Annotated in this window: 13 protein-coding genes; 7 read left to right on the top strand and 6 right to left on the bottom strand. The window is 58.6% G+C overall.

Annotated features, from left to right (window positions below; genetic code table 11):
• Positions 1-162 precede the first annotated feature (162 nt).
• The 4 genes from rpsM (at position 163) to rplQ (ending at position 2,723) form a co-directional block, all read left to right on the top strand.
• Complete coding sequence (gene rpsM, locus ACQQ2Q_RS21145; RefSeq protein ID WP_428189122.1) at positions 163-531, top strand: 30S ribosomal protein S13; 369 nt, start codon at positions 163-165, stop codon at positions 529-531.
• Between the two features lie 135 nt (positions 532-666).
• Positions 667-1,056 carry a 30S ribosomal protein S11 gene (rpsK, locus tag ACQQ2Q_RS21150; RefSeq protein ID WP_015915761.1) on the top strand — a complete coding sequence of 130 codons (390 nt, stop codon included), beginning with the start codon at positions 667-669 and terminating at the stop codon, positions 1,054-1,056.
• Between the two features lie 100 nt (positions 1,057-1,156).
• Positions 1,157-2,167, top strand: a complete 1,011-nt coding sequence (locus ACQQ2Q_RS21155) for a DNA-directed RNA polymerase subunit alpha (RefSeq protein WP_428189123.1) — start codon at positions 1,157-1,159, stop codon at positions 2,165-2,167.
• Positions 2,168-2,294: 127 nt separating this feature from the next.
• On the top strand, positions 2,295-2,723 hold the full coding sequence (gene rplQ, locus ACQQ2Q_RS21160; RefSeq protein WP_428189124.1) for a 50S ribosomal protein L17: 429 nt from the start codon (positions 2,295-2,297) through the stop codon (positions 2,721-2,723).
• Positions 2,724-2,862: 139 nt separating this feature from the next.
• On the opposite strand, the gene ACQQ2Q_RS21165 is transcribed toward rplQ, so the two are convergent.
• Positions 2,863-3,735, bottom strand: a complete 873-nt coding sequence (locus tag ACQQ2Q_RS21165; protein WP_428189125.1) for a DUF817 domain-containing protein — start codon at positions 3,733-3,735, stop codon at positions 2,863-2,865.
• 55 nt (positions 3,736-3,790) lie between these two features.
• Here ACQQ2Q_RS21165 and ACQQ2Q_RS21170 point away from each other — a divergent pair, with 55 nt between their 5' ends.
• On the top strand, positions 3,791-4,225 hold the full coding sequence (locus tag ACQQ2Q_RS21170) for a DUF2809 domain-containing protein (RefSeq protein ID WP_428189126.1): 435 nt from the start codon (positions 3,791-3,793) through the stop codon (positions 4,223-4,225).
• Here the strand turns inward: ACQQ2Q_RS21170 and msrQ are convergent.
• The 3 genes from msrQ to ACQQ2Q_RS21185 all read right to left on the bottom strand — a co-directional run bounded on the left by msrQ (position 4,222) and on the right by ACQQ2Q_RS21185 (position 6,488).
• Positions 4,222-4,851, bottom strand: coding sequence for a protein-methionine-sulfoxide reductase heme-binding subunit MsrQ (gene msrQ, locus ACQQ2Q_RS21175; protein WP_428189127.1), 630 nt, complete (start codon positions 4,849-4,851; stop codon positions 4,222-4,224). The two genes, ACQQ2Q_RS21170 and msrQ, sit on opposite strands and share 4 nt — an antisense overlap.
• Position 4,852: 1 nt before the next feature.
• Positions 4,853-5,800, bottom strand: coding sequence for a protein-methionine-sulfoxide reductase catalytic subunit MsrP (gene msrP, locus ACQQ2Q_RS21180; RefSeq protein WP_428189128.1), 948 nt, complete (start codon positions 5,798-5,800; stop codon positions 4,853-4,855).
• 136 nt (positions 5,801-5,936) lie between these two features.
• Positions 5,937-6,488: a thermonuclease family protein gene (locus ACQQ2Q_RS21185; RefSeq protein ID WP_428189129.1), complete on the bottom strand. Its 552-nt coding sequence runs from the start codon at positions 6,486-6,488 to the stop codon at positions 5,937-5,939.
• 236 nt (positions 6,489-6,724) lie between these two features.
• Between ACQQ2Q_RS21185 and ilvD the strand changes: the two genes are divergently transcribed.
• A complete protein-coding gene (gene ilvD / locus ACQQ2Q_RS21190) occupies positions 6,725-8,560 on the top strand; it encodes a dihydroxy-acid dehydratase (protein ID WP_428189130.1) in 1,836 nt (611 codons plus the stop codon).
• A 101-nt stretch (positions 8,561-8,661) separates the two neighbouring features.
• Here the strand turns inward: ilvD and ACQQ2Q_RS21195 are convergent, their stop codons facing one another.
• Entirely contained in the window at positions 8,662-9,426 is a 765-nt protein-coding gene (locus tag ACQQ2Q_RS21195; RefSeq protein ID WP_428189131.1) for a class II aldolase/adducin family protein, read from the bottom strand.
• Positions 9,423-10,559, bottom strand: coding sequence for a TauD/TfdA family dioxygenase (locus tag ACQQ2Q_RS21200; RefSeq protein ID WP_428189132.1), 1,137 nt, complete (start codon positions 10,557-10,559; stop codon positions 9,423-9,425). The genes ACQQ2Q_RS21195 and ACQQ2Q_RS21200 overlap by 4 nt, the downstream gene beginning before the upstream one ends.
• Positions 10,560-10,673: 114 nt before the next feature.
• On the opposite strand from ACQQ2Q_RS21200, the gene ACQQ2Q_RS21205 reads away from it, so the two are divergent.
• Complete coding sequence (locus tag ACQQ2Q_RS21205) at positions 10,674-11,576, top strand: LysR substrate-binding domain-containing protein (protein WP_428189133.1); 903 nt, start codon at positions 10,674-10,676, stop codon at positions 11,574-11,576.
• Positions 11,577-11,736 lie beyond the last annotated feature (160 nt).

The following is an 11,736-nucleotide window of genomic DNA, read 5'->3' on the forward strand; positions in this document are numbered from 1 at the left end:
GCCAACTCGCGACATTTGAGCGATCGGCGCGTTCTTCCCACCAGGGGAGACCGGGTTCGATCGTTTTGACCTGTTGAGAACCCGATTTGTAATTGCGGCCCGTCGGGCCGTGTAACGAGACACCACTTGCCGGATGGCAACTGGAACGTAAGGAGAATAGGCGTGGCACGTATCGCTGGCGTCAACATCCCGACTGCGAAGCGCGTTGTTATCGCGCTGACCTATATTCACGGGATCGGATCGAAATTCGCGCAGGAAATCATGGAGAAGACTGGTCTCCCTGCTGACAAGCGCGTTCATCAGCTGACGGACTCTGAAGTCCTGGCAATCCGCGAAACCATCGACCGCGATTACCGCGTCGAGGGTGATCTTCGTCGCGAAACCGCGATGAACATCAAGCGTCTGATGGACCTGGGCTGCTACCGCGGTCTGCGTCACCGTCGCGGCCTTCCGGTTCGCGGCCAGCGCACGCACACCAATGCCCGCACCCGCAAGGGTCCGGCAAAGGCGATTGCTGGTAAGAAGAAGTAATTTCCGGACATTCCGGGGTGAGGGCTGGCGCAGCAGTGCCGGCCTTCTTGAGTTTGGCAAAGGGCTGTGTTTTAGGTCTTTTCCAGGTGTAGCCGCTGGAACTACGGCGGTGCTAAGATCAATGAAAGGGAAGTTATGGCCAAGGAAGCCACACGCGTACGCCGTCGCGAACGCAAAAATATCTCGTCGGGCGTTGCTCACGTAAACTCGACATTCAACAACACGATGATCACCATCACCGACGCACAGGGCAATGCTATTGCCTGGTCGTCTGCCGGTGCCAAGGGTTTCAAGGGCTCGCGTAAGTCGACGCCTTTTGCCGCTCAGATCGCTGCTGAAGACTGCGCCAAGAAGGCTCAGGAACATGGCATGAAGTCGCTTGAAGTGGAAGTTTGCGGTCCGGGTTCTGGCCGTGAATCTGCACTTCGCGCTCTGCAGGCTGCCGGTTTCATGATCACTTCGATCCGCGACGTTACGCCGATCCCGCACAATGGTTGCCGTCCGCGCAAGAAGCGCCGCGTCTGATCATCACCCATCCTGCCGGTGAGGGCGCGCGTCGCCCTTCCGGTGCTTTTCATGCTCGGTCACCACGAGTGGATGGTGGTGACGAACGGAAGGTTAAAACATGATTCAGAAGAATTGGCAGGAACTGATCAAGCCGAACAAGGTCGAGTTCAGCTCGTCCAGCCGCACGAAGGCCACATTGGTCGCCGAGCCGCTGGAACGGGGATTCGGTCTGACGCTTGGTAATGCGCTTCGTCGCGTTCTCTTGTCGTCGCTGCGCGGTGCTGCTGTAACGGCTGTTCAGATCGACGGTGTTCTGCACGAGTTCTCGTCCATCCCGGGTGTCCGGGAAGACGTGACCGATATCGTGCTCAACATCAAGGAAATCGCCATCAAGATGGATGGTGACGATGCAAAGCGCATGGTCGTGCGTAAGCAGGGTCCAGGTGTTGTCACCGCTGGAGATATCCAGACGGTTGGCGATATTGAAATCCTGAACCCCGATCACGTGATCTGCACGCTCGATGAGGGCGCCGAGATCCGTATGGAGTTCACCGTCAACAACGGTAAGGGCTACGTGCCTGCAGACCGTAACCGTGCAGAAGATGCTCCAATCGGTCTTATTCCGGTCGACAGCCTCTACTCGCCGGTCAAGAAGGTGTCCTACAAGGTCGAAAACACCCGTGAGGGCCAGGTTCTCGACTATGACAAGCTGCTGATGACCATCGAAACCGATGGCTCCATCACCGGTGAGGACGCGGTCGCATTTGCTGCCCGCATCCTGCAGGACCAGCTCGGTGTATTCGTCAACTTCGACGAGCCGCAGAAGGAAGTCGAAGAAGAGTCCGTTACCGAACTCGCCTTCAACCCGGCTCTGCTCAAGAAGGTCGACGAACTCGAACTTTCGGTTCGCTCTGCAAACTGCCTGAAGAACGATAACATCGTCTACATCGGTGATCTGATCCAGAAAACCGAGGCAGAAATGCTGCGCACACCGAACTTCGGTCGCAAGTCGCTCAACGAGATCAAGGAAGTTCTGGCATCTATGGGCCTGCATCTCGGCATGGAAGTGCCGGCATGGCCGCCAGAAAACATCGAAGATCTGGCCAAGCGTTACGAAGACCAGTACTAAGCGTCAAAAAAGGCAGGTTTACCTCTGCCTTTTCCAGTCAAACTGCAGGCTGATGCCTGTATGTGTCAGGAAACGGCAGGGCCGCTCGAAGTGCGAAGCGGCAGACCTGCACTAAAGGAGAATAGCAATGCGCCACCAGAATTCCGGCCGCAAGCTGAACCGTACCGCCAGCCACCGTAAGGCGATGTTCGCCAACATGGCCGCTTCGCTCATCACCCATGAGCAGATCGTCACGACGCTTCCAAAGGCGAAGGAAATTCGCCCGATCGTCGAGAAGCTGGTGACCCTCGGTAAGCGCGGCGACCTTCACGCTCGCCGTCAGGCCGTTTCGCAGATCAAGGATCAGGACGCAGTCCGTAAGCTCTTTGATGCGATCGCGACCCGTTATGCAAACCGCAATGGCGGCTACCTTCGCATCATGAAGGCCGGCTTCCGTCAGGGCGACAATGCACCGCTCGCAGTCATCGAATTCGTTGAACGCGACGTCGATGCCAAGGGCGCAGCCGACAAGGCTCGCGTTGCTGCAGAAGCTGACGCTGAAGCAGAAGCTGCATAATCCACTTTTCGTTTCCCTCGGGAGCGAAATGAGAAAGGCCGGACGAGCGATCGTCCGGCCTTTTCTGTGTGTGTTGCAATCGACCCCGAGAGTGCCTGTGCGCGGAGATATCGGAGCGTCCGGCAAGGAGCGGGGGCGCTCACTTCGGGATGTGGATGGTTGCCCTGATATGCTTCAACGAAGCGACGATGGTGAAGGTCATGATCACCAGGAGCGTCCAAGAACTCCATTTGCCCAGGTGTACGGTCGACCAGGCGCCGAGTTGGTTTGGATAGTGCCAGATGGCGAAGAAAGTCGATATGTTTTCGGCGAGCCAGATGAAGAAGCCGATCAGCACGAAGGACAAGAGCATCGGCATCTGCCGGTCCCGGTCGAAGGGGCGGAAGATCACGGTGGTGCGCGCGTAAAGCCCGATGGCCAGCGCTGCCACATACCAGCGATAGTCGCCGATATAGTGATGGGTGAAGAAATTCAGGTAGATCGCAAGCGCCACACCCGTCGCCATCCAGTAGGAAGGGTGATGGCGGATGCGGACATCCAGCAATCGCCAGGCCTGAATGATGTAGCTGCCGACAGCGGCATACATGAAGCCGGAAAACAAAGGCACGCCGAGGAGTTTTGTATAGGCGAAGTCCGGATAGGACCACGACTGGATGCTGCCGGATGTCTTGAATACTTCCAGAGCGAAGCCGACGAGGTGGAACAGGCAGATCGCCTTCAACTCGTCCATTGTCTCGAGCTTGGTCCAGACCATCCAGATCTGGATCGACAAGGCTATAATCAGCAGCACGTCATAGCGTGGAATGCCGAACACCCCCTGGCGCGGGACGATGAAGATGGACACAAAGAACAGGCCGGCAAACAGGCAGGCGCGTGCCTCCTTGATCCCGAAAAACAGGAACTCGACAACGAACCGTTGGAGACCGCGCAGCGCCGGAGCAGGGGGATTGTCGATCAACCGCCGATCGAAGCTCTGCAACAGGTTGTCGCGCCCCTCAGTCACCGTCGTCATCGTCTCTCCACTTCCGCGCGGTTGTCTTTTCACGAGAGCTAACTACTAAGGCGTCATGGACAAAATCAAGGCAACACTTCCGGGAAACCTTCCGCTTCGCATCCGTCGCTTCGCGATTTCGCTGACAATCATCGCATGCGGGCTGGTGTTGCGCTTGACCGGATATGAGATCGGCCTGCCGTATTTCTTCGTGAAGTATGGCGGTTCACTGCTCTGGGGAATGATGGTGTTCTGGCTTCTGGCAATGCTGTTGCCAAGCCGGTCGATCCGGCGTGTCGCGGCGCTGGCGCTCGTCGTTGCCGCGCTGACAGAATTCAGTCGCCTCTATCACACGCCGTGGCTCGATTCTTTCCGATTGACGTTTGCCGGCGCCCTGCTGCTTGGACGGATCTTTTCGTGGGGCAACATACTGGCTTACAGCCTTGGCATCATCATCGCAGCCGTCGTCGAAACTCGGCTGCTGGCATCGCGTCTGGGGACCAGGCCTTAATGGGCAACGGCCATCCGCCGGGCACGTCGCCATTCCACGATCTTTGTCCTGAAGAGACGATAGGCCAGCAACACGATCACGATGCCGATATAGGTGGCGGGCTCCAGCGTCACGGATTTCAGCGACAGGGCGTAGTGTAATGCCGCACCGGCTGCGATGGGATAGATCAGCTTGTGCAGCTTCGCCCAGCGGGTACCCAGTCTGCGGATCGACCAGCGGTTGGAGGTGATCGCCAGCGGAATAAGCAGGATCAGGCAGGCCATACCGATGATGATATAGGGCCGCTTGGTCATGTCGCCCAGGATGGACGAGAAGATCAAACCGCGATCAAGCGTCAGGTAGACGGTGAAATGGGCCAGGACATACCAGAAGGCCAAAAGGCCCAATGCACGCCTGTATGGCAACAGGTTGATCTTGAACAGGTCCCGAACAGGCGTGACCACCAGCGTCAGACAGATGAACCGCAACGCCCAAAGCCCAAGCGAATGCTCGAAGGTGCGCACGGGATCGGCGCCGAGCTGCGCCGTGACGCCCAGGTAGAACGTCCATAACCCCGGCAGCAGGCCGAACGCATAGAGCGCCCAGATTGCCGCCGAACGCTGTCTGGTGGAAAGGGAAAAGCCCATCTCAGAAGTTCTTTCTGAGGTCCATGCCGGCATAAAGGCTTGCAACCTCGTCACCATAGCCGTTGAACATCAGTGTATTCATGCGGGCGCCGCCAAACAGACCCTGCGCCTCGCCGATGCGCCGTTCGGTCGCCTGGCTCCAGCGGGGATGGTCGACCTCGGGGTTCACATTGGCATAGAATCCGTATTCGTTGGGTGCCAACTGGTTCCACGAGTTTGGTGGCTGCTTGTCGGTGAGGGTGATCTTGACGATCGACTTGATGCCCTTGAAACCATATTTCCACGGCACCACCAGGCGGATCGGCGCGCCGGACTGGTTGGGCAGCGTCTCGCCGTAAAGGCCGGTCGCCAAAATGGCCAGCGGATGGCGGGCCTCATCGAGGCGCAGTCCCTCGACATAGGGCCAGTTCATGGGCTGGAAGAGTCCGCGTTGGCCCGGCATCTGTTCCGGCCGGACGACGGTCTCGAAGGCCACATATTTGGCGCTGCCGAGCGGTTCGACCTTGTCCAGCAGCGCTGAAATCGGAAAGCCGATCCACGGGATCACCATCGACCAGGCTTCCACGCAGCGCATGCGGTAGATGCGTTCTTCCTGCGGAATGGCGGAGATCAGATCGTCGATACCGAAAATGGTCGGTTTGTTGACCAGCCCACCCACTTCCAGCCGCCAGGGCTGTGGCTTGAAGTCGCCGGAATTCTGCGACGGATCGGACTTGCCGGTCCCGAATTCATAAAAGTTGTTGTAGGAGAGCGCGTCTTCCTTGAGGGTGATCTTCTCGTTCACCTTGTAATCTGTCTCTTTCGCCGCAAGCGCCGCGGCAAGCGCGCTCGGTGCAGCGGCCAGAGCCATGCCGCCTGCAGCAGCTGCCATGAAGCTGCGCCGGTTGATATAGGCGGAATGCGACGTGATCTCGGATGATGGAATTCTCGGCGGACGATAGCTGGGCATGGAAGCCTCCGATCAATAGCGGTGTAGTTCCGTTCTCATAGTAGTTACGTAAGTCAAACCCATATGGTTTCACACTGTCTCGTAAAAAAATGCCGGGAACGTTTTCGTGAGCATCAGGTGGCGGCGCAAGGCGTGCTCATCCGCACCAGCTGCGGCGCGATCCCTCCCATGGTCGTGCAAGCCCCTTGGCGATCAACGCCTTGCCAATAGACTGGCCGTTACGCGTCACAGTGCGCAGCTTGCGACCATAACGGTCACGGTCAGACGAGCCCCAGCCTGCAAGCTCGAAGCTGCCGGCATTCAAAAGGTTTTGTAGTTCCTTCTTGGCCTGAAGGCCGAGGGCCTTTTCACGCGCACAGCGCGGCGGCGACAGTTCGGGTGTGTCGATATCGGCAATGCGGATCTTTTCGCCATTCATCCAGAAGGTGTCGCCATCCACCACGCAATTGATGCGCTTGGCACTATCGCATAGGCTGAAGGATGCCCGGTGCATGTCAGGAGCGGTGTCCTCCTTGGTGAGGGCGGAAGGTTGAACGAAGAGAGCCGTCCGATCAAACAGATCGGCAGCATAGGTGCCGATCGCGACGGCAATAATCGCGATCAGGATCGGCAGCGTGTTCGCATGAAGCCTGTTGCCAACGATTGCAAAAGGCCGAGAGCCTTTGCCGCTGCGCCTGCATCCCGCCATCGCCGTCTCCCGCCTTCCATCACGCGCGAGAAACTAGGGCAGGGGCCTTAACGCAAGCTTACGAGTGAGGCCGTGCCGGTCGGGCAACCGTACCGTTTTGCAGCCACCTGACGGTGACAGTTGCAGGTGATTGCTTTAAATACGGGGTTAATGCGGGAGTTTCGCAGGCCGTTTAGCTTCATTCGAGGTGATGCGCCGCCTCCGCCAATGAGAACACGAATATCGAGGTAACACCTATGCCAGCTTATCGTTCGAGAACCACGACCCACGGCCGTAACATGGCCGGCGCCCGCGGCCTCTGGCGCGCGACGGGCATGAAGGATGGCGATTTTGGCAAGCCTATCATTGCCGTGGTCAACTCTTTCACGCAGTTCGTTCCAGGCCATGTGCATCTGAAGGATCTGGGCCAGCTCGTCGCCCGCGAAATCGAAGCTGCCGGCGGCGTTGCTAAGGAATTCAACACGATTGCGGTCGATGACGGCATCGCCATGGGTCATGACGGCATGCTCTACTCGCTGCCGTCGCGCGAAATCATCGCCGACTCGGTCGAATACATGGTCAACGCCCACTGCGCCGATGCCATGGTCTGCATTTCAAACTGCGACAAGATCACGCCCGGCATGCTGAACGCTGCCATGCGTCTGAACATTCCGGCCGTATTTGTCTCGGGTGGCCCGATGGAAGCCGGCAAGGCTACGCTTCAGGGGCGCACCGTCGCCCTCGACCTCGTGGATGCAATGGTGGCGGCCGCCGACGACAAGATGTCGGATGAGGATGTCGCGACCATCGAGCGTTCGGCATGCCCCACCTGCGGCTCGTGCTCGGGCATGTTCACCGCCAACTCGATGAACTGTTTGACGGAAGCGCTCGGCCTGTCGTTGCCCGGCAACGGCTCGACATTGGCGACCCATTCGGACCGCAAGCGCCTCTTCGTCGAGGCCGGCCATCTGATCGTTGATATTGCCCGTCGTTACTATGAGCAGGATGACGAAAGCGTTCTGCCGCGCTCCGTGGCCTCCAAGCAGGCCTTCGAAAATGCCATGTCGCTCGACATCGCCATGGGCGGATCGACAAACACAGTGCTGCACATTCTGGCAGCGGCCCATGAGGGCGGCGTCGACTTCACCATGGAAGACATCGACAAGCTGTCGCGTCGGGTTCCGTGCCTTTCCAAGGTCGCGCCTGCCAAGCAGGATGTGCACATGGAAGACGTTCACCGCGCCGGCGGTATCATGCGTATCCTGGGCGAACTCGAACGTGGTGGCCTGATCCACCGCGATTGCCCGACTGTCCATGCCGCCACACTCGGCGATGCGATCGACCGTTGGGACATCACGCGTACCAATTCCGAAACGGTCCGCGAATTCTTCAAGGCCGCACCCGGCGGTGTTCCGACCCAGGTCGCGTTCTCGCAGTCTTCGCGCTGGGACGAACTCGATACCGATACCGACAAGGGCGTTATCCGCTCGGTAGAGAAGCCCTTCTCCAAGGATGGTGGGCTGGCCGTGCTCTACGGCAACATCGCGCTGGATGGCTGTATCGTGAAGACGGCGGGCGTCGATGAATCGATCCTGAAATTCACCGGTTCTGCCGTCGTTTATGAAAGCCAGGACGCAGCCGTAAAGGGTATCCTGTCCAATGAGGTCGCCGCCGGCGATGTCGTCGTCATTCGCTACGAAGGGCCAAAGGGTGGTCCGGGCATGCAGGAAATGCTCTATCCGACCAGCTATCTGAAGTCGAAGGGTCTCGGCAAAGCCTGCGCCCTGATCACCGATGGTCGCTTTTCCGGCGGCACTTCGGGTCTGTCCATCGGCCATGCCTCTCCGGAAGCAGCCCAGGGCGGCGCAATCGGTCTGGTCAAGAACGGTGACACGATCGAGATCGACATTCCCAACCGCACGATCCATCTGGCCATCGATGACGCCGAAATGGCTGCACGCCGCCATGAACAGGATGCGCTCGGCTGGAAGCCGTCTGCACCCCGCAAGCGCAATGTCACGACGGCGCTCAAGGCCTATGCCGCCTTTGCATCGTCCGCCGACAAGGGCGCTGTGCGCATCCTTCCGGAATAAACGGTTTGGCCCATAGCCAAGTCACAAAGGACCCCGCCGACCATGATCGGCCGGCGGGGTCTTTTTCGTTCAATCACCCGTGTGGAGGGTGCCGACTGCACTCAGTCTCGCCAACTCGGGTCGTCGCGGTCGAGCGTCGTTTTCAGGTGGTCGAAGTGCTTCTGCGCCATGCCGCGATAGGGTGTCCACCCGTCCGCTGTCGCTTGAGCGATCTCGTCGGATAACACGGCGAGTGGCTTTCCGGTTGAAAGCGCAAGGACCATGGTTTGCGCGGCCTTTTCGAAGAAGTAGAGATCCTCAAAGGCATCAGCCACGGTGTCGCTGGCAATCGATACGCCATGATTGCCCATCACAAGAGCTGACTTGCCCTTGATCATCTCGGCAAGGCGAATGCCTTCCTCTTCCGCGTCGGCAATTCCGCCAAACGAGAGGTCGTAACCGATCCGCCCGAAGAACCGCGCGGTATTGTTGTCGAGCGGCAAAAGAGTAGGGTCTTTAAGGCAGGAGAGCGCCACAGCATAAGGCGAGTGGCAGTGCAGGATCACCCGCGCTTCCGGCAGCATCCGGTGCATGGTGCCGTGGATGGCCCAGGCCGAGGCGTCCGGCGCGTTGGGACCCGACATCACGTCCGGATCGTCTGCATCAAGCAGCAAGAGATCGGACGCGCAGATGGTTGAAAAGTGCTGCCAGCGCGGATTGAGCAGAAACTGACGACCATTCGCAGAGACGGCAGCACTGAAGTGGTTCCCCACCGACTCGCTCCAGCCAAACCGGTGACAGAGCCGGAAAGCAGCTGCCAGATCCTGACGCAAGGCGAGGCTTGCCTCGGCTTCCAACTGTTCGTGTCTCAAAGCGGTGACAGTCATGCCTTGAACCGCCCCTGGCTGGTGAGCGCCCGATAGGTCGACCGCATTTCCGAACGATCGGTATAGGTCCCACGCAAGAAGCGCTCGCCGCTGGTGGCCGAATAGGCGAGACGGCCATGCACGATACGGTGATTGTCGAATACCATGCATTCGCCGGCCTTCATCAGGAAGCGCATCATGTATTTGTCATCCTGCAGCATTTTGCCGAAGCGGCAGAATGCCGGGTAATAGTCGTCAAGCACGTGCTGAGGCAGGTCGAAAATATCGAGCATGTGCTGGCTGATGGTCAGGCCCGATACTTCGCCATGCTGGTCGAGTTCGATCACCCGTTGGCGCGAGCGCATGTCGTAGTTGTCATGTTCGCAGAAGAACGGCACATCGATTTCGGACAGAAGACGGAAGCCTTCAGGGTCGAGCTTGCGAAAATCATTGGCGACTGCGACGCCGTCTGAATAGATGCTCAAGCCGCCATCCACGCTATTGGCCGTGCAATGCAGGAACTGAATGCCCGGTGCAAATTCTTCAGCCGGTGTGTCCGTATGCAGTTCCAGTGCCTTGGCTGTGTAGGCGGTATTGGTCGGATTGATATGCGTGTAGACCTCGAAATAATCGCCAAAGAAGGTGGGGCGAACATGCCCCATCAGCTCGACGGTTTCGGTCAAGCCTTCCTTGCTGTTTGGCATATCTGTGACGATCGTCAGTCCATCCACAATCATCGCCTTGATCCACTCTGCCACCTTGGCGGGATCCTCTTTCAGCTCGGCTTGAGAGAAACGCGGGATAGACGCGTAATTGTCGCTGAACCAGGCACGGCGTGGCAGGTCGGCTGGGTCAGCCCGGCGTTTGCCATCGGCATATTGTGTCAGCATCGACATTGGGTAGTGCGAGGTGTGATCTTCATGTTCCCATGAGACCACCAGCCTGTCACCGTCGACAAATGCGAGTTGCGGGCGTGGCGCCTCGCTAAGATGGAAGATATCGAACTGGCGTTCACGGGTCGTACTGTCGAAAGATGTCGGGCAATTGTCCCGCAGCCAATAATAATTAAAATAGCAGTTCCGGCCATTGGGCAGATCAACATGCAGGCCTTTTTCGCCGATCGTGACAGTGTCGGTCGCGACGTGGATATTCATGGAAATTCCTTGAGTTGTGCGGGAGTGTCTTGGGGTGCTGTCTGCAACAATCGTCGAATTTCCGTATTTGGAAAATATGGATTATGCTTATTTTAGTATAAGTTGGAGATTAACTTGGACCGTCTGCCGCGACTGCGACTGCTCACCACCTTTGAAGCCGTTGCCCGGTTGGGTTCCATGAGCCAGGCGGCCGGTCGCCTGAATGTCAGTCAGCCGGCCGTCACTCAGGCGCTGAAGGCGCTGGAAGATCATGTCGGTACGCCGCTGATGGATCGCAACACGCGGCCGGCGCGCCTGACGGAAGCCGGGCTGCTTCTGGCACGTGCCACGCGTGAGGGGCTGGACATGATCACCGCCGCGATCGAGGAGATCCGGGCTCACTCCGGCCTCGAAGCCCAGCGGCTGACAGTTGCCTGCACGCTCGGCATGGCGACCTACTGGCTGATGCCGAGGCTCAACGACTTCTATACGCATCATCCGGAACTGCTGGTCAATGTGCAGGCGCCGCCGACCGATATGCTCAGAATGTCACCCGACATCGATCTTGTGCTTCGCTACGGCACCGGAAACTGGGACGACGGCGACACAATCAAGATGTTCGACGAACAGATGTGTCCGGTTGGTCGCCCGGCGCTGGTCGAGCGGCTGATGAATAGAGGGGAGAGCCTGGACAATGCCCCACTGATCCACGTGCGCAAGGTCGAAAGCCGGCAATGGGAGGGATGGAGCGATTATCTGTCCAGACGCGGCCTCGGAAAACCGCGTGCTACAGGCCAGGTGTTCGACAACTATGTGCAGGCAGTACAGGCGGCGCTCGATGGGCGTGGCCTGATGCTGGGCTGGCGCTCCATCACCGATGGGCATGTGGCCGATGGATCGCTGGTGTCATGGCCGAATGCCGCGCTGAGCGTCGGCACGGCCTATTATGCGACAGTGTCCCGCACCGCTGCATCAAAGCCGTCCGTTGGGGCATTCGTGACATGGCTCGCAGACCAGTCGACTGCCCAGCCTCGCTAGCCCATTGAAGCTGTGGTACGAATTGTCCGGTGTCAGACTGGATCGCGCACGGTCAGTCGGAGATAGCCGGGTTGTATTGACTGTCGTCACTACACTAGAGTTTGACATTAGCAACATCTAAAGCCTATCAATAGTTGCGGGACCGGGCGTAGGCGTGGCT

It is taken from the genome of Agrobacterium sp. ES01 (genome assembly GCF_050320885.1).
Taxonomy (GTDB): domain Bacteria; phylum Pseudomonadota; class Alphaproteobacteria; order Rhizobiales; family Rhizobiaceae; genus Allorhizobium.

What these genes read in the sequence shown, in the direction of transcription:
- rpsK (WP_015915761.1), top strand. Translation starts at nt 667, where the DNA reads ATGGCCAAGGAAGCCACACGCGTACGCCGTCGCGAACGCAAAAATATC.
- ACQQ2Q_RS21155 (WP_428189123.1), top strand. Translation starts at nt 1,157, where the DNA reads ATGATTCAGAAGAATTGGCAGGAACTGATCAAGCCGAACAAGGTCGAG.
- ACQQ2Q_RS21170 (WP_428189126.1), top strand. Translation starts at nt 3,791, where the DNA reads ATGGACAAAATCAAGGCAACACTTCCGGGAAACCTTCCGCTTCGCATC.
- ACQQ2Q_RS21195 (WP_428189131.1), bottom strand. Translation starts at nt 9,426, where the DNA reads ATGACTGTCACCGCTTTGAGACACGAACAGTTGGAAGCCGAGGCAAGC.
- ACQQ2Q_RS21185 (WP_428189129.1), bottom strand. Translation starts at nt 6,488, where the DNA reads ATGGCGGGATGCAGGCGCAGCGGCAAAGGCTCTCGGCCTTTTGCAATC.
- msrP (WP_428189128.1), bottom strand. Translation starts at nt 5,800, where the DNA reads ATGCCCAGCTATCGTCCGCCGAGAATTCCATCATCCGAGATCACGTCG.
- ilvD (WP_428189130.1), top strand. Translation starts at nt 6,725, where the DNA reads ATGCCAGCTTATCGTTCGAGAACCACGACCCACGGCCGTAACATGGCC.
- ACQQ2Q_RS21165 (WP_428189125.1), bottom strand. Translation starts at nt 3,735, where the DNA reads ATGACGACGGTGACTGAGGGGCGCGACAACCTGTTGCAGAGCTTCGAT.
- ACQQ2Q_RS21200 (WP_428189132.1), bottom strand. Translation starts at nt 10,559, where the DNA reads ATGAATATCCACGTCGCGACCGACACTGTCACGATCGGCGAAAAAGGC.
- rplQ (WP_428189124.1), top strand. Translation starts at nt 2,295, where the DNA reads ATGCGCCACCAGAATTCCGGCCGCAAGCTGAACCGTACCGCCAGCCAC.
- msrQ (WP_428189127.1), bottom strand. Translation starts at nt 4,851, where the DNA reads ATGGGCTTTTCCCTTTCCACCAGACAGCGTTCGGCGGCAATCTGGGCG.